At 67.5% G+C, this 21,347-nt stretch carries 18 protein-coding genes; 15 read left to right on the top strand and 3 right to left on the bottom strand.

The annotated features are described in order from the left end of the window. Positions 1-10: 10 nt before the first annotated feature. The 11 genes from nuoE to EL337_RS08345 are packed head-to-tail and all read left to right on the top strand — an operon-like array spanning position 11 to position 13,171. Positions 11-880: an NADH-quinone oxidoreductase subunit NuoE gene (gene nuoE / locus EL337_RS08395; protein WP_048634341.1), complete on the top strand. Its 870-nt coding sequence runs from the start codon at positions 11-13 to the stop codon at positions 878-880. After that, positions 877-2,196 carry an NADH-quinone oxidoreductase subunit NuoF gene (nuoF, locus tag EL337_RS08390; RefSeq protein ID WP_048634292.1) on the top strand — a complete coding sequence of 440 codons (1,320 nt, stop codon included), beginning with the start codon at positions 877-879 and terminating at the stop codon, positions 2,194-2,196. The genes nuoE and nuoF overlap by 4 nt, the downstream gene beginning before the upstream one ends. Beyond that, on the top strand, positions 2,193-4,580 hold the full coding sequence (locus EL337_RS08385; RefSeq protein WP_048634293.1) for an NADH-quinone oxidoreductase subunit G: 2,388 nt from the start codon (positions 2,193-2,195) through the stop codon (positions 4,578-4,580). The genes nuoF and EL337_RS08385 overlap by 4 nt, the downstream gene beginning before the upstream one ends. Then, on the top strand, positions 4,577-5,797 hold the full coding sequence (gene nuoH / locus EL337_RS08380; protein ID WP_048634294.1) for an NADH-quinone oxidoreductase subunit NuoH: 1,221 nt from the start codon (positions 4,577-4,579) through the stop codon (positions 5,795-5,797). The genes EL337_RS08385 and nuoH overlap by 4 nt, the downstream gene beginning before the upstream one ends. Next, entirely contained in the window at positions 5,790-6,326 is a 537-nt protein-coding gene (nuoI, locus tag EL337_RS08375) for an NADH-quinone oxidoreductase subunit NuoI (RefSeq protein WP_048634342.1), read from the top strand. The genes nuoH and nuoI overlap by 8 nt, the downstream gene beginning before the upstream one ends. After that, complete coding sequence (locus EL337_RS08370) at positions 6,323-7,042, top strand: NADH-quinone oxidoreductase subunit J (RefSeq protein WP_048634295.1); 720 nt, start codon at positions 6,323-6,325, stop codon at positions 7,040-7,042. The genes nuoI and EL337_RS08370 overlap by 4 nt, the downstream gene beginning before the upstream one ends. After that, on the top strand, positions 7,029-7,328 hold the full coding sequence (nuoK, locus tag EL337_RS08365) for an NADH-quinone oxidoreductase subunit NuoK (protein WP_048634296.1): 300 nt from the start codon (positions 7,029-7,031) through the stop codon (positions 7,326-7,328). The genes EL337_RS08370 and nuoK overlap by 14 nt, the downstream gene beginning before the upstream one ends. Before the next feature lie 13 nt (positions 7,329-7,341). Further along, the gene (nuoL, locus tag EL337_RS08360) at positions 7,342-9,222 is read left to right on the top strand and encodes an NADH-quinone oxidoreductase subunit L (protein WP_048634297.1); all 1,881 of its coding nucleotides are present in this window, start codon (positions 7,342-7,344) and stop codon (positions 9,220-9,222) included. Further along, entirely contained in the window at positions 9,219-10,796 is a 1,578-nt protein-coding gene (locus tag EL337_RS08355; protein ID WP_407662576.1) for an NADH-quinone oxidoreductase subunit M, read from the top strand. The genes nuoL and EL337_RS08355 overlap by 4 nt, the downstream gene beginning before the upstream one ends. Then, a complete protein-coding gene (gene nuoN, locus EL337_RS08350) occupies positions 10,793-12,370 on the top strand; it encodes an NADH-quinone oxidoreductase subunit NuoN (protein WP_048634299.1) in 1,578 nt (525 codons plus the stop codon). The genes EL337_RS08355 and nuoN overlap by 4 nt, the downstream gene beginning before the upstream one ends. 12 nt (positions 12,371-12,382) lie before the next feature. Continuing rightward, on the top strand, positions 12,383-13,171 hold the full coding sequence (locus EL337_RS08345; RefSeq protein WP_048634300.1) for an enoyl-CoA hydratase: 789 nt from the start codon (positions 12,383-12,385) through the stop codon (positions 13,169-13,171). Between the two features lie 156 nt (positions 13,172-13,327). Here EL337_RS08345 and EL337_RS08340 read toward each other — a convergent pair whose 3' ends face one another. Next, a complete protein-coding gene (locus EL337_RS08340) occupies positions 13,328-13,930 on the bottom strand; it encodes a TetR/AcrR family transcriptional regulator C-terminal ligand-binding domain-containing protein (RefSeq protein ID WP_048634301.1) in 603 nt (200 codons plus the stop codon). Between the two features lie 63 nt (positions 13,931-13,993). Between EL337_RS08340 and EL337_RS08335 the strand changes: the two genes are divergently transcribed. Both EL337_RS08335 and EL337_RS08330 read left to right on the top strand, forming a co-directional pair. Further along, a complete protein-coding gene (locus tag EL337_RS08335) occupies positions 13,994-15,130 on the top strand; it encodes a phosphotransferase family protein (protein ID WP_048634302.1) in 1,137 nt (378 codons plus the stop codon). Beyond that, positions 15,130-16,245: an Rv3169 family protein gene (locus tag EL337_RS08330; RefSeq protein ID WP_048634303.1), complete on the top strand. Its 1,116-nt coding sequence runs from the start codon at positions 15,130-15,132 to the stop codon at positions 16,243-16,245. The genes EL337_RS08335 and EL337_RS08330 overlap by 1 nt, the downstream gene beginning before the upstream one ends. A 21-nt stretch (positions 16,246-16,266) precedes the next feature. On the opposite strand, the gene EL337_RS08325 is transcribed toward EL337_RS08330, so the two are convergent. Further along, positions 16,267-17,745, bottom strand: coding sequence for a flavin-containing monooxygenase (locus tag EL337_RS08325; RefSeq protein WP_048634304.1), 1,479 nt, complete (start codon positions 17,743-17,745; stop codon positions 16,267-16,269). Positions 17,746-17,891: 146 nt separating this feature from the next. Between EL337_RS08325 and EL337_RS08320 the strand changes: the two genes are divergently transcribed. Beyond that, the gene (locus EL337_RS08320) at positions 17,892-19,235 is read left to right on the top strand and encodes a flavin monoamine oxidase family protein (protein WP_048634343.1); all 1,344 of its coding nucleotides are present in this window, start codon (positions 17,892-17,894) and stop codon (positions 19,233-19,235) included. Here the strand turns inward: EL337_RS08320 and EL337_RS08315 are convergent. After that, complete coding sequence (locus EL337_RS08315; RefSeq protein WP_048634305.1) at positions 19,211-20,179, bottom strand: alpha/beta fold hydrolase; 969 nt, start codon at positions 20,177-20,179, stop codon at positions 19,211-19,213. The two genes, EL337_RS08320 and EL337_RS08315, sit on opposite strands and share 25 nt — an antisense overlap. A gap of 128 nt (positions 20,180-20,307) precedes the next feature. Between EL337_RS08315 and EL337_RS08310 the strand changes: the two genes are divergently transcribed. Further along, a complete protein-coding gene (locus EL337_RS08310) occupies positions 20,308-21,282 on the top strand; it encodes an NADPH:quinone oxidoreductase family protein (protein ID WP_048634306.1) in 975 nt (324 codons plus the stop codon). Positions 21,283-21,347 lie beyond the last annotated feature (65 nt).

Below are 21,347 nucleotides of genomic sequence, written 5' to 3'. Positions count from 1 at the left end.
GACGGCACAGGTGACGATCTTCGTCGAGCTCGGTCAGCGCCCCGACGAGCCGGGACCACCGATCCATGGGCCCGCCACCTATGCCGCAGATGTGGCGGAGCGCCTGCAGGCTGATGCGGCGCAGATCATCGGGCGCTACCCGCAGCCCAGATCGGCGCTCCTTCCCCTGCTGCATCTCGTGCAGGCCGAGGACGGCTGTCTCACGCCAGCGGGAATCAGTTTCTGCGCAGGGCAATTGGGACTGACACCTGCCGAGGTGACGGCGGTCGCCACGTTCTACTCCATGTACCGGCGCACCCCCACCGGTGACTACCTGGTGGGCGTATGCACGAACACGCTGTGCGCCGTCATGGGCGGCGACGCGATCCTTGAGGCCCTGGAGAACCATCTGGACATCGAAGCCGGACAGACCACCGCCGACGGGCGGGTCACCCTCGAGCACGTCGAGTGCAACGCTGCATGCGATTACGCGCCGGTGGTGATGGTCAACTGGGACTTCTTCGACAATCAAACGCCCTCCTCGGCACGTGATCTCGTCGATGCGCTGCGTACGGGCGATATCCCGATGCCGTCGCGAAGCGGGTCGCTGTGCACGTTCCGCGAGACAGCGAGACTTCTCGCCGGCCTGCCGAGCCCGGGCAGTGCGGCCACCGCCGGACCCGTGGGTGCGGCGACGCTGGCCGGGCTGCGGTTCGCGCACGAGCACGATATGTCCGCCCCGGAACCCGGTACTCCCACGGATACGTCGGGCACCTCGGCCGGACATGACGAGGCCGTGGCGGCCGAGTCCGTCAAGGACGAACCGGCACCGGCTCCGTCGGCCACCGTCCCGGCCGAATCGTCGACGGCGGAAACCGATCCCGAAGAGGCCAACTCGTGACGACACCTCTGACACCTGTCCTCAGCCGATTCTGGGACGAGCCCGAACCGTGGTCGTTGGACACCTATAGCCGCCACGGTGGATATCAGGCCCTGGAGCGGGCATTGGCGATGGGGCCGGATGACGTCATTACGACCGTGAAGGACTCCGGTTTACGGGGGCGAGGCGGTGCCGGCTTCCCGACCGGGACGAAGTGGTCGTTCATTCCACAGGGTGACGACGGCCCGGCCGCCAAGCCGCACTATCTGGTGATCAACGCCGATGAATCGGAACCCGGTACGTGCAAGGACATTCCGTTGATGATGACCACCCCCCACTTCCTGGTGGAGGGCGCCATCATCGCGGCGTACGCAATCCGCGCGCATCACGCGTTCATCTATCTGCGCGGTGAGGTCGTCCCGGTGCTGCGCCGGCTGCAGGCCGCGGTCGCCGAGGCGTATGCCGCAGGACATCTGGGGAACGACATCCACGGCTCGGGTTTCGACCTGGAACTGGTCGTACACGCAGGCGCGGGTGCCTACATCTGCGGTGAGGAGACCGCACTGCTGGACTCGCTGGAGGGTCGGCGGGGTCAGCCCCGGCTGCGGCCGCCGTTCCCGGCCGTCGCCGGTCTCTACGCCTGCCCGACGGTGGTCAACAATGTCGAGTCGATCGCCAGCGTCCCGCCGGTCCTGCTCAACGGCGTGGACTGGTTCCGTTCCATGGGTTCGGAGAAGTCGCCCGGTTTCACGCTGTATTCGCTGTCCGGTCACGTCACCACGCCCGGCCAGTACGAGGCACCGCTCGGCATCACTCTGCGCGAGCTGCTCGACTACGCCGGCGGCGTGCGGGCAGGCCACGAGCTGAAGTTCTGGACACCGGGCGGCTCGTCCACACCGCTGCTGACGGCCGAACATCTGGATGTCCCACTGGATTACGAGGGCATGGCCGGCGTCGGCTCTATGCTCGGCACCAAGGCGTTGCAGATCTTCGACGAGACCACCTGCGTGGTGCGGGCAGTGCGCCGATGGACGCAGTTCTACGCCCACGAGTCCTGCGGTAAGTGCACGCCGTGCCGGGAAGGCACGTACTGGCTGGCGCAGATCTACGAACGACTGGAAAACGGCCAGGGCAACGAGGCCGATCTCGACAAGCTGCTCGACATCGCCGACAGCATCTTCGGTAAGTCGTTCTGCGCGCTGGGCGATGGCGCGGCCAGCCCGATCGTGTCGTCTCTCAAGTATTTCCGCGACGAGTACGAGGCTCACGTTGCGGGCGGGTGCCCGTTCGATCCGTACGCATCGATGCTCGTCGCACCGGAAGGGGTGGGTGCATGACAGTCACTGAGCGCGCCTCCGAGGCGCCGCCGGTCGAGATGGTGGCGCTGACCATCGACGACCACGAGATCTCGGTCCCCAAGGGCACCTTGGTGATTCGGGCCGCCGAGTTGATGGGCGTGCAGATTCCCCGGTTCTGCGATCATCCGCTGCTAGATCCGGTGGGCGCCTGCAGGCAGTGCCTGGTGGAGGTCGAAGGTCAGCGCAAGCCGTTGGCGTCGTGCACCACGACGGTGACGCCCGACATGGTGGTACGCACCCAGCACACCTCGGAAGCGGCCGACAAGGCACAGCACGGCGTGATGGAACTGCTGCTCATCAATCACCCGCTGGACTGCCCGGTCTGCGACAAGGGCGGCGAGTGCCCACTGCAGAACCAGGCGATGTCGAACGGCCGTGTCGAGACCCGGTTCGAGGATGTCAAACGCACCTTCCCGAAACCGATCAACATCTCGTCACAGGTACTGCTGGACCGCGAACGGTGCGTCCTGTGCGCCCGGTGCACGCGGTTCTCCGACCAGATCGCCGGCGATCGATTCATCGATCTGCTCGAACGTGGCGCGCAGCAACAGGTCGGCATCGCACCGGGTGAGCCGTTCCAGTCCTACTTCTCGGGCAACACGGTGCAGATCTGCCCGGTGGGAGCGCTGACCGGCACCGCATACCGGTTCCGTGCGCGGCCCTTCGATCTGGTGTCGAGCCCCAGCGTGTGCGAGCACTGCGCATCCGGATGTGCGCAGCGCACCGATCACCGGCGGGGAAAGGTGCTGCGCCGCCTCGCCGGCGACGACCCCGAGGTCAACGAGGAATGGAACTGCGACAAGGGCCGTTGGGCTTTCCGCTACGCGACCGTCGGCGACAGGATCACCACCCCACTGGTGCGTGACGACGATGGCACGCTGCGACCGGCGTCGTGGTCGGAGGCACTGGGTGTCGCGGGCGCCGGGCTGGCGGCGGCAGCGGGACGCGCCGCGGTGCTCGTCGGCGGCAGAGCAACCGCAGAAGACGCCTACGCCTACGCGAAGTTCGCCCGGATCGTGCTGGGCACCAACGACATCGACTTCCGTATTCGCGCGCACAGCGCCGAGGAGGCCGACTTCCTCGCCGCGAATGTCGCGGGGTTGCCGATGACGGTCACCTACGCCGACCTGGAGAATGCGCCCGCGGTGCTGCTCGCCGGGCTGGAACCCGAGGAGGAGTCGCCGATCGTCTTCCTGCGGCTACGCAAAGCGGTCCGCAAGCACGGCCTGCAGGTGATCTCCGTGGCGCCGATGGCCACCCGCAGTCTCGAGAAACTGGCGGGCAGGCTCGTCTCGACGGTTCCCGGCGGCGAGGCGGCCGCACTGCGCGCGCTCACCGACGACGAACTCCTGGCGTTGCCGGGCTCGCTCATCCTCGTCGGCGAGCGTCTGGCGACGTCGCCCGGCGCGCTGTCGGCGGCGGCACGCCTGGCCGAGGTCACGGGAGCGCGGATGGCGTGGATTCCGCGCCGGGCCGGGGACCGCGGCGCGGTGGAGGCCGGGGCGCTGCCGAATCTGCTCCCGGGAGGGCGCCCGGTCGGCGACGGGGACGCACGCCGGCAGATGGCCGACGCCTGGAACGTCGACGCCCTGCCCGATACCGCCGGCCGCGACGCTGCCGGCATCCTGGCGGCCGCCCGCAACGGCGAGTTGTCCGCGATTCTGGTCGGCGGTGTCGAACTGGCCGATCTGCCCGACCCTGGTGCCGCACTCGCGGCGATCGACGCAGCGCCGTTCGTGGTGAGCCTCGAACTGCGGCCCAGCGAGGTCACCGAGCGGGCGGACGTGGTGTTCCCCATCGCGCCGGTGGTCGAAAAGTCCGGATCGTTCACCAACTGGGAGGGCCGAATTCGTCCGTTCGAGCCGTCCCTGCACACGAACGCGGTCACCGACCTGCGAGTGCTGACCTTCCTCGCCGACGAGATCGGCGTCGACCTGGGAATACCGACGGTGGCGGCGGCGGCCGACGAGCGGGCTCGCCTCGGATTGTGGTCCGGAGAGCGCCCCGCGACCGCGCACCCCGATCCGGTGACGACGGAACCAGGCCTCGGGCAGGCCGTGCTCGCCGGATGGCGTCTGCTGCTCGATGCCGGCTTGCTGCAGGACGGTGAGCCCTACCTCGCCGGTACCGCCAGGCCTCCCGCTGCCCGGCTGTCCCCGGCGACCGCGGCCGAGATCGGGGCCGGCGACGGCGACCTGCTCACGGTCAGCACGGACCGCGGAGCGATCACGCTGCCGGTCGAGGTGACCGACATGGGCGATCGCGTCGTGTGGCTGCCGCTGAACTCCCCGGGCAGTCACGTGCACAGTGCACTCGGGGTGACCACCGGTGCCGTGGTGAGCATCGGGCGGGCTGACCAGTGACCTATCCGGATACGACGCTGTTCGGCCACGATCCGTGGTGGTTGATCCTCGCCAAGTCGCTCGGCATCTTCGTCTTCCTGTTGCTCACCGTGCTGTCGGCGATCCTGATCGAGCGCAAGATCCTGGGCCGTATGCAGTTGCGTTTCGGGCCCAACCGGGTGGGTCCGCACGGCCTGCTGCAGTCACTGGCCGACGGGGTGAAGCTTGCGCTCAAGGAGGGGCTCATCCCGGCAGGCGTCGACAAGTGGATTTACCTTGCCGCGCCGGTGATCTCGGTGATTCCGGCGTTTCTGGCCTTCGCGGTCATCCCGCTGGGCGGTGAGGTGTCGGTGTTCGGTCACCGGACCGCACTGCAGTTGACCGACCTGCCCGTGGCCGTGCTCTACATCCTGGCGGTCACCTCGATCGGGGTCTACGGCATCGTGCTGGCCGGCTGGGCGTCCGGGTCGGTGTACCCGCTGCTGGGTGGCCTGCGCTCGTCGGCACAGGTGGTGTCCTACGAGATCGCGATGGCGCTGTCGTTCGTCGCGGTGTTCATCTTCGCAGGCACGATGTCGACATCGGGCATCGTCGCCACCCAGAACGACACCTGGTACATCTTCCTGCTCCTGCCCTCCTTCCTGGTGTACCTGACCTCGATGGTCGGTGAAACCAACCGTGCGCCTTTCGATCTCCCCGAAGCCGAGGGCGAGCTCGTCGGCGGCTTCCACACCGAATACTCGTCGCTGAAGTTCGCGATGTTCATGCTTGCCGAATACGTCAACATGACCACGGTGTCGGCGCTGGCCACCACGCTGTTCCTCGGCGGCTGGCATGCCCCGTGGCCCATCAGCATCTGGGAGGGGGCCAACAGCGGTTGGTGGCCGCTGCTGTGGTTCACCGCGAAGGTGTGGCTGTTCCTGTTCTTCTTCATGTGGCTGCGCGCCACCCTGCCCCGGATGCGCTACGACCAGTTCATGGTGCTGGGGTGGAAAGTACTCATCCCGGTCTCGCTGGTGTGGACGATGATCGTGGCGTTCCTCCACACCCTGCTCGACGTGGACGACAGAACCTGGGTCACCGCCGTGGTCGGCCTCGTCATCGTCGCGGGTCTGATCGGCTGGGCGGCGGTGCGGGCCAAACGTCCCAGAGCCATCCCCGAACCCACCGTCCATCCGGTTGTCGACGGCGCTTTCCCGGTGCCGCCGCTTCCGGCGAAGGAGCGTGCCGATGTCTGATTTCCTCGACGCCGTCGCCGGTTTCGGCGTCACGTTCGGCTCGATGTTCAAGAAGCCGGTGACCGAGGAGTACCCCGAGAAGCCGGGTCCCGTGGCCAAGCGCTATCACGGCCGACATCAACTCAACCGGTATGCCGACGGACTGGAGAAGTGCATCGGCTGCGAGCTGTGCGCGTGGGCCTGCCCCGCGGACGCGATCTTCGTCGAGGGCGCCGACAACACCGAGGCGCAACGGTTTTCGCCCGGCGAACGTTACGGCCAGGTCTACCAGATCAACTATCTGCGCTGCATCGGCTGCGGGCTGTGCATCGAGGCCTGCCCGACGCGTGCGCTGACCATGACCAACGACTATGAAATGGCGGACGACAATCGCGCCGACCTGATCTACGGCAAGGACAAGCTGCTGGCCCCGTTGCAGCCCGGCATGGAACCGCCGCCGCATGCGATGGCACCGGGGACTACCGACGAGGACTACTACCGCGGAAACGTTCTCGGCAGTATCGCGCCGGCAGTTCAGGACACCAAGTGACCGAGACCGTGCTCTTCTGGGTCTTCGCCGCGGTCGCCGTCGCAGGCGCGCTCGGCGTCGTTGCCGCACCCAAGGCCGTGTACTCCGCCATCTGGCTGGCGGTGACGATGATCGCGCTCGCCGTGTTGTACATCGTCCAGGACGCGCCGTTCCTCGGAGTCGTCCAGATCGTCGTGTACACCGGCGCGGTCATGATGCTGTTCCTGTTCGTGCTCATGCTCATCGGAGTCGACTCTTCGCAATCTCTGGTGGAAACGCTTCGCGGACAACGGGTTGCAGCCATCACCGTCGGCGTCGGGTTCGGAATCCTACTCATCGCCGGAATCGGCAGTGTCTCGGTGTCAGGCGTCGTCGGTCTGGAACAGGCGAACGACGAAGGCAACGTCGAGGGCCTGGCTGCGCTGATCTTCACCGACTACCTGTGGGCGTTCGAACTCACCGGCGCCCTGCTGATCACCGCCACCCTGGGCGCGATGCTGCTCGCACACCGGGAACGGTTCGAGCACCGTAAGACCCAGAGAGAGCTTGCCGCCGAACGCTTCGCGCCCGGTGGGCACCCCACCACGCTGCCCAACCCCGGCGTGTACGCGCGCCACAACGCCGTCGACGTCCCCGCCCGGTTGCCCGACGGATCCGGGTCGGAGTTGTCGGTCAGCGCCATTCTGCAGATCCGCCCGGTGCCGACAGACGGAGAGGAGCCCCGTGAGTCCCGATAACTACCTGTACCTGTCGGCGCTGCTGTTCACCATCGGTGCCGCCGGAGTGCTGTTGCGGCGCAGCGCCATCGTCATGTTCATGTGTGTCGAGCTGATGCTCAATGCAGGAAATCTGGCGTTCGTCGCGTTCTCGCGGATACACGGGCAGCTGGACGGCCAGGTGGTCGCGTTCTTCACCATGGTCGTCGCGGCGTGCGAGGTGGTGATCGGCCTGGCCATCATCATGACCATTTTCCGAACTCGGCGCTCCTCCAGCGTCGACGCGGCAAGCCTGCTGAAGAACTGATGGGCCAGGCCGGATGACGCTACCCGTGTGGCTCCTCGTCGCCTTGCCCCTCGTGGGTGCGGCGGTCCTCCTGCTCACAGGCCGTCGATCGGATCGCTGGGGGCATCTGCTCGGCACGACCGCGTCGCTCGCGTCGTTCGCCTGTGCGGCGATCCTGTTCACCGGCATGCTGGGCCGCGCCGACGAGGACCGCGCCGTGCACGAGTCCCTGTTCAGCTGGGTCCCCGTCGGTGCGCTGCGCGTCGACTTCGGTCTGCACCTCGACCAGCTGTCGATGTGCTTCGTGCTGTTGATCACCGGCGTCGGATCGCTGATCCACATCTACTCCATCGGCTACATGGCGCACGATCCGGGACGGCGGCGCTTTTTCGCCTACCTCAACCTGTTCCTGTCCGCGATGCTGCTGCTGGTGCTCGCCGACAACTACCTCGGCCTCTACATGGGCTGGGAGGGTGTCGGTCTGGCGTCGTACCTGCTGATCGGCTTCTGGTCGCACAAGCCGTCCGCGGCCACAGCCGCCAAGAAGGCATTCGTCGTCAACCGGGTCGGGGACATCGGTCTCGCGGTCGCGCTGATGCTGATGTTCGCGACCGTTGGGTCGGTCTCCTTCGCCGCGATCTTCGACGCCGCACCGGGACTCGCCGAGGGCACATTGACCGCCATCGGGCTGATGCTGCTGCTGGCCGCCTGCGGCAAATCAGCCCAGGTGCCGCTGCAGTCCTGGCTCGGTGACGCCATGGAGGGCCCCACCCCGGTGTCGGCGCTGATCCACGCCGCCACGATGGTCACCGCGGGCGTGTACCTGATCGTGCGTTCCGGTCCCGTCTTCGACCTGGCCCCGCACGCCCAGACCGCGGTGGTGGTGGTCGGCGCGGTGACGTTGCTGTTCGGTGCGGTGATCGGTTGCGCGAAGGACGACATCAAGAAGGCGCTGGCGGCCTCGACCATGAGCCAGATCGGCTACATGGTGCTGGCCGCGGGTCTCGGCCCGGCCGGATACGCATTCGCCATCATGCACCTGCTGACCCACGGCTTCTTCAAGGCGGGCCTGTTCCTGGGCGCCGGGTCGGTGATGCACGCGATGGACGACGAGGTGAACATGCGCCGCTACGGCGGGCTCCGCACGGCGCTGCCGATCACCTTCGCCACATTCGGGCTGGGCTACCTGGCCATCATCGGGATCCCGCCGCTGGCAGGCTTCTTCTCCAAGGACGGCATCATCGAGGCAGCGCTGGGTGCAGGCGGGGCCAAAGGCGTCATCCTGGGCGGCGCAACAATTCTCGGTGCCGGCATCACGGCGTTCTACATGACCAGGGTGATGCTGATGACGTTCTTCGGCGAGAAGCGCTGGGCAGAACACGCCAAGCCGCACGAGTCACCTGCCGTGATGACCTGGCCGATGATCCTGCTCGCGATCGGCTCGGTGACGGCCGGTGGCGCGTTGGCCATCGGCGGAACCCTGGAGCACTGGCTCGAACCCGTGGTCGGCGTGCACGAGATCCACCACGTCCTTCCCGTCTGGGTGGTCACGGTGATCGTGCTGTCCGTCGTCGCGATCGGTATCGGGGTGGCCTACCGGATGTACGGGTCGCGACCGGTCACCGAGGAGGTGCCGGCCGGGTCTACGCTGACGGTCGCCGCGCGGCGCGACCTTTACGGCGACGCCTTCAACGAGAAGGTGCTGATGCAGCCAGGCGTTCAGTTCACCCGCGGGCTGGTCGAGCTCGACGACGAAGCGGTCGACGGGGCCGCCAGCGGACTGGCCGCGGGGGTCTCCCGCATCTCGGAAGGGTTGCGGCACTTGCAGACCGGTTTCGCACGCTCCTACGCCCTGTCGATGCTGGCCGGCGCGGCCGTCGTCGTCGCGACCATCCTGGCGGTGAACCTGTGGTGACGTCGCTGCCGATTCTCACCGTACTGTGGGCCATTCCGATGGTGGGCGCCGTGGTGGTGCTGCTGTTGCCCGCCGCCGCACGCACTCTGGTCAAATGGGTGGCGTTGAGCGTGTCGCTGGCGGTGCTCGTCGTCGCCGCGGTGATCGCCGTGCGCTTCGACCCCGGCGGCGAACAGTTTCAATTCGTGGAGAACTACCGCTGGATACCGTCTTTCGGCACCGGCTACATCCTCGGTATCGACGGCATCGCGCTGGCCCTGGTGGTCCTGACGGCAGTTCTGCTGCCGCTGCTGCTCATCGCCGGATGGAACGACGCGCGCGACCAGACCAGCTGGGGCGGCCGGTCGGCCCACATCTACTTCGCGCTGACACTCGCCGTCGAAGGCATGGTGCTGATCTCCCTGGTGTCCCTCGACATCCTGCTGTTCTACGTGTTCTTCGAGGCGATGCTGATCCCGATGTACTTCCTCATCGGCGGGTTCGGCGGCCAGAACCGGAGCAAGGCGGCAGTGAAGTTCCTGCTGTACAACCTCATCGGTGGTCTCGTCATGCTCGCCGCGGTCGTCGGCCTGTATGTGGCGACGGCGGGCAGCGACGCGTTCGCGGCGGGCACATTCGACTTCCGCGCGATCGTCGCGGCCGTCGCCGGCGGTGAGTTCGTCATGAACCCGGCCGTGATGCATCTGCTGTTCGGCGGGTTCATGTTCGCGTTCGCCGTCAAGGCGCCGCTGTGGCCCTTCCACCGGTGGCTCCCCGATTCGGCCGTCGAGGCCACCCCGGCCAGCGCGGTCCTGATGATGGCCATCATGGACAAGGTCGGCACATTCGGCATGATCCGCTATTGCCTGCCACTGTTCCCCGACTCGGCGTCCTACTTCAGCCCGCTCATCATCACGCTGGCGGTGATCGGCATCGTCTACGGCGCCGTCGTCGCGATCGGGCAGACCGACGTGATGCGCCTGATCGCATACACATCGATCTCACACTTCGGCTTCATCATCCTCGGCATCTTCGTGATGACCACCCAGGGCCAGTCCGGTTCCACGCTGTACATGGTCAACCACGGCTTCTCGACGGCGGCACTGTTCCTGATCGCCGGTTTCCTGGTGTCGCAGCGCGGATCCCGCCTCATCAGCGCGTACGGGGGCGTGCAGAAAGTGGCACCGGTGCTCGCCGGCACGTTCCTGGTCGCGGGCCTCGCCACGCTGTCACTGCCCGGGCTGGCTCCGTTCATCAGTGAATTCCTGGTACTCATCGGCACATTCACCCGCTACCCGGTGTTCGCGGTCCTCGCAGCAAGCGCGCTCGTACTCTCGGCGATCTACATCCTGTGGATGTATCAGCGGATGATGACCGGCCCGCTTCCCGCCGCACTCACCGACGGTGAGCACAAGATCCGCGACCTGGTACCAAGGGAGATCGCGGTGGTGGCACCGCTGATCGCGGTCCTGCTGGTGCTCGGCGTGTACCCGAAGCCGGCCCTCGATGTCATCAATCCCGCGGTGACGCACACGCTGACGACGATCAAGCAGACTGACCCGGCACCCCGGATGGCGGAAGGCCCGGTGCGATGAACATCCCCACTCCCAGCATCGAATACGGGCTCATCTCCCCGATGCTGATCGTGCTCGGCGCGGCGGTGCTCGGCGTGCTCGTCGAAGCGTTCCTGCCCCGGCGGCACCGGTACGGCGCCCAGGTGGCCCTGAGCATCACCGCCCTGATCGCGGCATTCATCGCCGTCGTCCTGATCGCCGGCGACCTGCCCGGCGGCACCGGATCCACCGCAGTCATGGGCGCGGTGGCCGTCGACCTGCCCGCGCTGTTCCTGCAGGGCACCATCCTGCTGGTCGGCGTCTTGGGGGTGTTGCTGATCGGCGAGCGCCAGATCACGGTGCCCGGCGTGCCGGACGGCGAAAGCGCCGGCGGGCTGGACGCATTCACCCCGCAGGCGTCCGCGATCGCGGGAAGCGTCGTGGAAAAGCAGGCGACCAGGGCCGGCGCCATCCAGACCGAGGTCTTCCCGCTCACGTTGTTCGCCGTCGGCGGCATGCTGCTGTTCCCCGCCGCCAACGACCTGCTGACGATGTTCATCGCGCTGGAGGTGCTGTCGCTGCCGCTGTATCTGCTGTGCGGGCTGGCACGGCGCCGGCGCCTGCTCTCGCAGGAGTCCTCGCTGAAGTACTTTCTGCTGGGCGCGTTCGCCTCGGCGTTCTTTCTCTACGGCGCCGCGATGCTGTACGGCTACGCGGGCACGCTCACACTTCCAGGCATCGCCGACGCCGTCGCGTCGGGCACCGGCAGGCCGTCGCTGGCGATGATCGGCACCGGGCTGCTGCTGGTCGGTGTGCTGTTCAAAGTCGGCGCGGTGCCCTTCCATTCGTGGATCCCGGACGTCTATCAGGGCGCGCCCACGCCGATCACCGCCTTCATGGCCGCGGCCACCAAGATCGCCGCGTTCGGCGCGATGCTGCGCATCTTCTACGTGGCGCTCCCCGAGCTGCGCGCGGACTGGCGGCCGGTGCTGTGGGCGATCGCAATCCTGACCATGCTCGTCGGGACCATCACCGCGGTGACCCAGAACGATGTCAAGCGCATGCTGGGGTACTCGGCGGTCGCACACACCGGGTTCATCCTCACCGGCGTCATCGCGGGCAACGAGTCAGGGCTGTCGTCGACGCTGTTCTACCTGTTCGCCTACGGCTTCTCCACGGTCGGCGCGTTCGCGGTGGTGAGCCTGGTCCGCGATGCCGGCGGTGATGAGGAGACGGCGATCGCGCGGTGGGCCGGGCTGGGCAAGCGATATCCCCTTATCGGCATTGTCTTCTCCCTGTTCCTCCTGGCCTTCGCTGGGATCCCGCTGACCAGTGGGTTCGTGAGCAAGTTCGCGGTGTTCAAGGCCGCGGGTGAGGGTGGCGCGATCCCACTGGTGGTGGTGGGTGTGCTCGCCAGCGCGATTGCCGCGTACTTCTATGTGCGGGTGATCGTGCTGATGTTCTTCACCGATAGACCCGACGACGCCCCGACCGTGGTGGTGCCCAGCGCGCTGACCACCGGCGTCGTCACGGTCACCGCGGCGGTCACCTTCGCGCTCGGCGCACTGCCGCAGCCCCTGCTGGACCTTGCGAACTCCGCCAATCGCTTCCTCTGATACGAATCTCGGATGACCACCGACGAGCTCGTCCTGACCGCCGACCGCGACGGTGTCCGGGTGATCACGCTGAACCGTCCGTCCGCGCGGAACGCGCTCAGTCGCGACCTGATCCGTGCGACGTACGCGGCACTGACCGCCGCTGACGCCGACCCCTCGGTGCGGTCGATCATCCTCACCGGCACCGATCCCGCGTTCTGCGCGGGTGTCGACCTCAAAGAGGCTGCCCGCGATGGGCTCTCGTATTTCGAGGAGTTCCGGTCGCAGAGTTGCATCGCGGCCGTGGCCGCGCTGCGCACGCCCGTGATCGGGGCGATCAACGGGGCCACTTTCACCGGCGGCCTGGAGATGGCTCTGGGCTGCGATTTCTTGATCGCCTCGGAGCGCGCGGTGTTCGCCGACACGCACGCCCGGGTGGGCATCCTGCCGGGCGGCGGGATGACCGCGCGGTTACCCCAGCTTGTCGGCGCTGCCATGGCGCGGCGCCTGTCCATGACCGGTGAGGTGGTCGACGCGGCCCGTGCCGAGCGGATCGGACTGGTGACCGAGGTGGTGCCCCATGAACGGCTACTCGAGCGGGCCTCGGAGCTCGCGGCGCAGATCGCCGAGGTGCCGGGACCGACGATGCTCAGCCTCAAAGAGATCTACGCGACGGGCGCCGCGGCAGTGACGGACCCGGCGCTGGCTGCCGAGCAGAAGATCGCGGTGGTGCAGCACCGTGACTCGCAGGGCTTCGACGGTCTCGGCGACCGGTTCGACGCCGTCGCCCGGCGCAACAGGGAACAGATCCCACCGACCTGACTCCCTCGCACCGCGAGCGTGCGTGTTTGTACGACGACACGCCGCACTTTGGTGGCATTCAGCGCGCGCTCGCGGCCTACGACCGCACGCGCAATGCCAGCCGCAGCGGCGTGTCTAGGTGCAGACATGCGCGCTCGCGGTGCAGGGTTCCGGCCGCTACACGACCACGCCGTGCAGCAGGATGTCTGTGGTCTTGTCGACCCAGGACGCGCCGGCAAGCTCGTCGGGTGTCTGGAGCAGGGCCAGCAGGGTGGCACCACCGACCAGGTCGACGAGCCGGTCGGGATCGACGTCGGCGCGTACCTCCCCACGCTCGACCGCGTCCTGTAGACGCACCCGGACGGCGACGAACAGGTCGGTGAAGCGCGCCCCGATGCGTCCGGTGAGCTCTGCGTTGGCCGACATGTCCGCGATCAGACCCGGCAGCGCAGCACGCACCACCGGGCTGGTGAACACGTCGCGAGCCGCCTCGATCATGGCCCGCAGATCGGCGGCGACGTCGCCCGGCGGCGCCTGCATCGCCGTCGGCGTGATCGGGAAGGCGGCCTCGTGGACGAGTTCGGCCTTGCTCGACCACCGCCGGTACAGAGCGGTCTTGGTGGTGCCCGCCCGCTCGGCGACCGCCGCCATCGTGACGTTCGAATAGCCGATTTCGACAAGTAGATCCGCGGTGGCACGCAGTATGGCAGCGTCAATGCGCGGATCACGTGGGCGTCCGGCACCCGGGGTCTTGTCACCCGGCGACGGGTCTGTTTTCATATCGCTACCCACGGTATCGTATTAGTGCCGTGCCGCAACCGCGCCGGCGGGAAGGACCGATCTGTGCCCAGCGAACCAGCCGTCGACAACGTGGACCGGCTCCAACGCTCCAGCCGGGACATGTCGAATGTTCCCTCTGTTCTGTCGCAGTGGCTGTCCACGCTGCTACCGGACACCACGCCCGACATCACGGTGGAAAGCGGTGTCGACAGCAACGGCATGTCCTCCGAAACGATTCTGTTGCACGGCCGCTGGCTTCAGGGCGGGAGCCCGGTCGAGCAGAAGTGGGTGGCCAGGGTCGCCCCCGCCGAGGCAGACATCCCCGTTTTCGAACATTACCGCCTCGACCACCAGCACGAGGTGATCCGGCTGGTCGGTGAACTCACCGATGTCGCGGTACCGCCGGTCCGCTGGCTCGAAAGTACCGGCGAGGTGCTGGGCCGGCCGTTCTTCCTGATGGACCGCGTCGACGGCGTCGTCCCACCCGACGTGATGCCCTACACCTTCGGCGACAACTGGCTTTTCGACGCCAGCCCCGAGGAGCAGCGCCGCCTCCAGGATCGCACCGTGGAGGTACTGGCGAAGCTGCACTCGATTCCCAACGCGGCGCAGGTCTTCGGGTTTCTTCAGGACGTCGACCCGCCCGGCGAGACCGCGTTGCACCGTCACTTCGGCTGGCTGAAGAGCTGGTATGAGTTCAGCGTGCCCGACATCGGCCGCTCACCCCTGGTCGAACGAGCCCTGGCCTGGCTCGAAGACCGCTTCCCCGATGACGTCGCGGCCGCAAAACCCGTTCTGGTCTGGGGCGATGCGCGCATCGGCAACGTGATCTATCAGGACTTCACCCCGGTCGCCGTACTGGACTGGGAGATGGCCACGGTCGGGCCGCGCGAATTCGATCTGGCCTGGATCAGCTTCGCGCACATGGTGTTCCAGGAGCTCACCAAGCTGGCCGGTATGCCCGGGATGCCGGACTTCCTCACCGAATCCGACGTCCGGGCCACCTACCGTGAGCTCACCGGCGTCGAGATCGGCAACCTGGACTGGTTCTACGTGTACTCCGCAGTGGTCTGGTGCTGTGTATTCATGCGCACCGGAGCGCGTCGCGTCCATTTCGGCGAGGTCGAGAAGCCCGCCGATGTCGAGACGCTGTTCTACCACGCGTCACTGCTCAAACGACTGATCGGAGAGGCGGACTGATGCTCGGACCGATGGATGAGTACCCGGTACACCAGCTACCCCAGCCCATTGCCTGGCCCGGGTCCTCGGATCGCAACTTCTATGACCGGTCCTACTTCAACGCCCACGACCGCACCGGCGACATCTTCGTCGTCAGCGGGATCGGCTACTACCCGAACCTCGGCGTCAAGGACGCGTTCCTGCTCGTGAGGCGCGGAGATTCCCAAACCGCAGTGCACCTGTCCGACGCCATCGACCACGACAGGCTCAACCAGCACGTCGGTAACTACCGCGTGGAGGTCATCGATCCGCTGCGCACGCTGCGTATCCAGCTGGACGAAACCGAAGGCATCGCCGCCGATCTGACGTGGAACGGCTTGTTCGACGTCGTCCAGGAACAGCGGCACGTCCTGCGCGCAGGCAACCGCGTCACACTCGACGCCCAGCGGTTCGCCCAGGTGGGCACGTGGAGCGGACAGCTCCAGATCGACGGCCAGACCATCGATGTCGACCCGGCCCGCTGGATCGGCACTCGGGACAGGTCCTGGGGAATCCGGCCCATCGGTGAGGCGGAGCCGGCCGGGCGGCCTGCCGATCCCCCGTTCGAGGGCATGTGGTGGCTGTATGTGCCGATGGCGTTCGACGATTTCGGCATCGTCATCATCATTCAGGAGGAGCCCAGTGGCTTCCGGTCCCTCAACGACTGCACCCGCATCTGGAAGGACGGTCGCGTCGAGCAACTCGGCTGGCCGCGCGTGAAGATTCACTACCGCTCCGGCACCCGCATCCCGACCGGCGCGACCATCGAGGCCACCGCATCCGACGGCAGCCCAGTCCATTTCGACGTCGAGTCCAAGCTGCCCGTGCCGATCCATGTCGGCGGCGGCTACGGCGGGGATTCCGATTGGATCCACGGGATGTGGAAGGGCGAGGGCTTCACCGAGCGGTTCACCTACGACATGACCGATCCCGCGATCGTCGGCCGGGCCGGATTCGGCGTCATCGACCATGTCGGTCGTGCGGTGTGCCGCGACGCCGACGGCACCGAGCGCGAAGGCTGGGGACTGTTCGAGCACGGTGCGCTGGGCCGCCACGATCCGTCGGGCTTCGCCGACTGGCTCACCGTCGCACCGTAGGCTCGGCGAATCGGCGGAGATTCAGGCCGGCTCGCGCACCGCGGCGCGCCCGAACACCATCGACTCCTCGATCCGGTCGAATCGGTGGTCGATCACGTCGAGCACGTAGTTGTGCCGCACGTTCCACGGCCGCCGCGTTCCCGACTTCGGCAGCGCGTGCGGCGCCCGCCTGATGTAGCCGGCCTGCAGGTCGAAGGTGGGCTTCTCGGCGATCGGCGCCTCCCCCAGATGCGGGTAGGCGTGCGTGTAGCCACGAGAGTCCATGTACGCCAACAGTTTCGCGACTGCTTTCGCCGTCATGTCCGCGCGCAACGTCCATGACGCGTTCGTGTATCCGATACACCAGGCCATGTTCGGGACGTCCTCGAGCAGATACTCCTTGTAGACGAACCTGTCGGTCGGCTTGATCTCTTCGCCGTCGATGACGACGCGGATGCCGCCGAGCGCCTGCAGCTGCAAACCGGTCGCGGTGACGATCACATCGGCGTCCACCCGGGCACCCGAGGTCAGCACGATGCCCGTCTCGTCCACGTGGTCGATGGTGTCGGTCACGACGTCGGCGCGGCCTTCGCTGATGTCGGTGAACAGGTCCTCATCCAGAATGAGGCACATCCGCTGGTCCCACGGGTTGTACTTCGGCTTGAAGTGCACGTCGACGGCATAGCCCTCCGGCAGGGCCGCCTTGGCCCGGCTGCGGACCAGCTTGCGCCCGAACTTGGGCGCCTTGCGGAACATGAAGTAGGTCAAGATGTGGAACGCCGCGTTACGGAACCGCACTACAGAGTGGGACAGTTTGGGCGGCAACACCTTACGGATGAAGTCCACCATCGGATCCACGCGCGCCATCGACATCATGTACGTCGGCGACCGCTGCAGCATCGTCACGTGCTCAGCTTTCTCGGCCAGCGCGGGGATCAGGCTTATCGCAGTCGCACCACTGCCGATGACGACGACGCGCTTGCCCGTGTAGTCGAGATCCTCTGGCCAGAACTGAGGGTGCACCACCGGACCCCCGAACCGCTCGATGCCAGGGAACTCGGGCGTGTACGGCTCGTCGTAGCTGTAGTAGCCGGTTCCGCAGAACAGGAAGCGCGCCCGGTACACCCGCGCCTGGCCCTCGTGCTCGGCGTGCACCGTCCACGTGTCCGTCGTCGAATCCCACTCCACCGACTTCACGTGGGTGTCGAACCGCATGTGCTGGTCGATGCCGTGCTTGTGCGCGGTGTTGGTCAGGTACTCGCGGATGTACTCACCGTCGGCGACGTTCTCGGGTCGAGTCCACGGCTCCCAGGGGAACGACAGCGTGAAGATGTCGCTGTCCGACCGGATGCCCGGGTAGCGGAACAGGTCCCAGGTACCGCCGATCCGCGATCGCCGCTCCAGGATCGTGTACGTGAGCTGGGGATTACGTTCGTGGATCCGGTAGGCGGCCCCGATTCCCGAAATGCCCGCGCCGATGATCAGAACGTCGGAGAAATCCCCGTCGAGGTGGTCCTGCACCCTGCAACCTCCTGTGGCCCGGTTGGAACGGACGGGTACCACCCTAGGACCCAGCCCCCCGCTCCGTCGACGATTGGCCGCGAATCCGGGTGCATCACGACGGCTGTATGCATCCGCCGGCGCGCCGGATCCGCCAGGATTGGCACATGGTCGATGTCGTTGTCGTAGGTGCGGGTTTTGCCGGGCTGTCGGCGGCGCGGGAGCTGACCCGGCTCGGGCACGAGGTGGTGGTCCTGGAAGGCCGAGACCGGGTGGGCGGCCGCTCCTACACCGGCTCCGTCGCAGGAGTCCCCGTCGACCTGGGCGCGACCTTCGTGGGGCCCACCCAGGACGCGGTCCTGGCGCTGGCGTCCGAGCTCGGCTGCGAATCCGTGCCGACCTACGGACAGGGCAAGAACCTCATCCGCTGGCGCGGCCGCGTGCGGGCGTATCGCAGCACCATCCCACGGCTGTCGATCCTCGAATTACTCGACGTCTCACGGATCCAGTGGCGGTTCGACCGCATCAGCAGGAAAGTCCCGGTGGACCAACCCTGGACCGCGCCGAACGCCGGGGAACTCGACGCCGTGTCACTCGACGAGTGGCTGCGGTCGGTGCACGCCGGCGCCTCCACCCGAGATCTGATGGCGATCATGGCGCGGGTGACGTGGGGCGCCGAACCGGACGCCGTGTCGATGTTGCACGCGGTGCGCTATGTCAAGTCCGCGGGCGGCCTGAACCGGATGCTCGACGTCGAGGGCGGCGCCCAGCAGGACCGGTTCTTGGCGGGCACGCAGCAGATCGCGGTACGGATGGCCGCCGAACTCGGTGAGCGCGTGGTGCTCGGCGCACCGGTGCGCGCCATCACCCGCAACGCCGACCACACCGTCAGCGTCAGCGCAGGCGACAACACCCTCACGGCGGGCGCTGTCGTCGTCGCCGTCGCGCCAGAACACCGTGCGGCCATCCGGTTCGAGCCGCCCCTGCCCGCCGAATACGGTCAGCTGAGCCAGCACTGGCCTCAGGGCCACCTCAGCAAGGCCTACGCCGCGTATCCCACGCCGTTCTGGCGGGCGGAGGGCTATTCGGGGGAGGCGCTCTCCGACGAGGGTCCGGTGTTCATCACCTTCGACTGCAGTCCGGGCGACGGCGGGCCGGGCGTCCTGCTGGGGTTCACCGACGCCCGCACGTTCGACCCGCTTCCTGCCGACCAGCGGCGCGACGTCGCGCTCGCCGGCTTCACCGCGCTGTTCGGCGACGCCGCGGCCGAACCGGTGGACTATCTGGACCACTGCTGGGGCGACGAGTCGTTCGCCCCCGGTGGACCGACCGCCGCGGTGCCACCCGGGTCGTGGACGGCACACGGCCGCTGGCTGCGCGCCGCGGTCGACGGAATCTTCTGGGCGGGGACGGAGACGTCCGACCGGTGGACCGGATTCCTCGACGGCGCGGTGCGCTCCGGTTTACGGGCGGCCGGCGAGGCGCATCAGGAGCTGACGCGGCGCGGGTGAGCGACGCCGTCGATCAGCCACCGCAGCTGTTCGTTGACGTCGTCGGGCCGTTCCAGGATCGCGCAGTGCCCACCGGAGAGCTCGACGAACCGGGCCAGATTTGGTGCGGTGGAGGCAATTCGGCGTGCGGAGACCATCGGCAGCAGCCGGTCCTTGGTGCTTCCGATCACCAGCGTGGGCACCGTGAGGTTCGTCAGCGCGATGTGCCGTGGGCCCAGATGGTCGACCAATACCCGCGCCCATCCGCCCCGGCCGGCCGGCGGCGTGCCGTTGAAGAGCTCGAACACGAAGTCGACGATGGCGGGGTCGGCGTCGCGCCCCACGGCGATCGTCGAGACGAAGCGTCGGCTGGGCCGGTCGGCGGCACGGATCAGTGGCGCCGCGCCGAAGGTTCTCAGCATGGTGCCCGCGGCGCGCACCCGGGCCTCGGCCAGGGTCGGCGGCACCGGCAGCAGATTGATGTTGCGCAGCAGATCGCCGGTGGTGGTGTTGATCAGCGCGACGGCATCGGCACGCTCGGTCACGCGGTGCGGGAGCCGCTCGGACCACGACGAGATCGCGATGCCGCCCATCGAGTGCCCGGCGATCACGGCCCTCTCCCCCGGCGTCAGCGTCGCATCGAGCACGGCATCGAGGTCGGCGGCCAGATAGTCCAGGCTGTACCCGCCCCGGCGCGGCGGGACTCCGCTGCGGCCGTGGCCGCGATGGTCGTAGGCGATCACCCGATAGTCGCGTGACAGGTCGGCGATCTGGTGGGCCCAGACGCGGATCGCACAGGTGATCCCGTGCGCCAGCACGATGGGGTAACCGTCGGCGGGGCCGAACACCTCGGTGTGCAGTCGCACGCCGTCCTTGGATCGGACGTCGACCACCCGGCCCGGAGGCAGGGCCTGTGCCGGGGCGAATCCCTGTCCGCGGATTCGGGTGCTGCCACCTCGTGCCATGCGCGCTCCTGTAGGTCGGCGACTTTGCCGGGTACGTGACTGTACCCGGCGGGCACCGCCGGCGAGGCGTCGATCCGGGTGTGAGTTAAATGGTTCGAGACGATGCGAGATCACCCGGGAGGCCGACCATGCGCGCGATCCAGATAGCCGAACTCGACGGGCCGCAGGCCGCGAAGGTCGTGGAGATCGACGAACCCACCGGCGAGGACGGCATGGTCCTCGTCGACGTGCACGCTGCGGGCGTCGCGTTCCCCGACGCCCTGCAGTCCCGCGGGCTCTATCAGTACAAGCCGGCGATGCCTTACACGCCGGGCGCCGAGATCGCGGGAGTGGTGCGCAGCGCGCCCGAGGGCGCGCACGTGCGGCCGGGTGACCGGGTGGTCGGGTTGACGATGCTGTGCGGCGCGATGGCCGAAGTTGTTGCGCTACAGCCTGAGCGGGTCTTCGCCCTTCCTGACCAGTTGTCCTTCGAGGCCGGCGCCGGAATCCTGTTCAACGACCTGACGGTGCAGTTCGCGCTGCGCACCCGAGGGCGGCTGACTCAGGGCGAGACGGTGCTGGTGCACGGTGCCGCGGGCGGTATCGGGACGTCCACGCTGCGGCTCGCGCCGGCGTTCGGCGCGTCCCGCACGATCGCGGTGGTCAGCACCGACGAGAAGGCCGATGTGGCGCGCGCGGCAGGGGCCTCGGACGTCGTGCTCGCCGACGGATTCAAGGATGCGGTGAAGGAGCTGACGGGGGGCCGGGGCGTGGACATCGTGGTCGACCCCGTCGGCGGCGACCGCTTCACCGATTCCCTTCGCTCCCTGGCCCCCGGCGGCCGCCTTCTGGTGGTCGGATTCACCGGCGGCGAGATCCCGACGGTGAAGGTGAACCGACTGTTGCTCAACAACGTCGACGCGGTCGGTGTCGGTTGGGGCGCGTGGACGCTGACCCACCCTGGATTCCTGCAGGAGCAGTGGGCCGAGCTGCAGCCACTGCTGGCCTCGGGTGCCGTGCCCGCGCCCGATCCGGTGGTGTATCCGCTGGAGCGGGCCGCCGAGGCCATCGGCTCACTGGAGGACCGATCCGCCCGCGGCAAGGTTGTCGTTGCGGTGCGCTGATCGGTCATCCGGCTAATTTGTGCAGTAACTGACAGAAGTGGTGCGTGAGCTTCTGCCCGCTGCAA

This window comes from Mycolicibacterium aurum (genome assembly GCF_900637195.1).
GTDB lineage: Bacteria > Actinomycetota > Actinomycetes > Mycobacteriales > Mycobacteriaceae > Mycobacterium > Mycobacterium aurum.
The sequence above is the reverse complement of the archived record's forward strand: the minus strand, read 5'-3'. Positions and strand labels throughout refer to the sequence as shown.

Excerpts from the sequence above, each read along its gene's own strand:
- EL337_RS08340 (WP_048634301.1), bottom strand. The coding sequence starts at position 13,930 with ATGAAAACAGACCCGTCGCCGGGTGACAAGACCCCGGGTGCCGGACGC.
- nuoN (WP_048634299.1), top strand. The coding sequence starts at position 10,793 with ATGAACATCCCCACTCCCAGCATCGAATACGGGCTCATCTCCCCGATG.
- EL337_RS08385 (WP_048634293.1), top strand. The coding sequence starts at position 2,193 with ATGACAGTCACTGAGCGCGCCTCCGAGGCGCCGCCGGTCGAGATGGTG.
- EL337_RS08320 (WP_048634343.1), top strand. The coding sequence starts at position 17,892 with ATGGTCGATGTCGTTGTCGTAGGTGCGGGTTTTGCCGGGCTGTCGGCG.
- EL337_RS08310 (WP_048634306.1), top strand. The coding sequence starts at position 20,308 with ATGCGCGCGATCCAGATAGCCGAACTCGACGGGCCGCAGGCCGCGAAG.
- EL337_RS08330 (WP_048634303.1), top strand. The coding sequence starts at position 15,130 with ATGCTCGGACCGATGGATGAGTACCCGGTACACCAGCTACCCCAGCCC.
- EL337_RS08345 (WP_048634300.1), top strand. The coding sequence starts at position 12,383 with ATGACCACCGACGAGCTCGTCCTGACCGCCGACCGCGACGGTGTCCGG.
- nuoL (WP_048634297.1), top strand. The coding sequence starts at position 7,342 with ATGACGCTACCCGTGTGGCTCCTCGTCGCCTTGCCCCTCGTGGGTGCG.
- nuoI (WP_048634342.1), top strand. The coding sequence starts at position 5,790 with ATGTCTGATTTCCTCGACGCCGTCGCCGGTTTCGGCGTCACGTTCGGC.
- EL337_RS08315 (WP_048634305.1), bottom strand. The coding sequence starts at position 20,179 with ATGGCACGAGGTGGCAGCACCCGAATCCGCGGACAGGGATTCGCCCCG.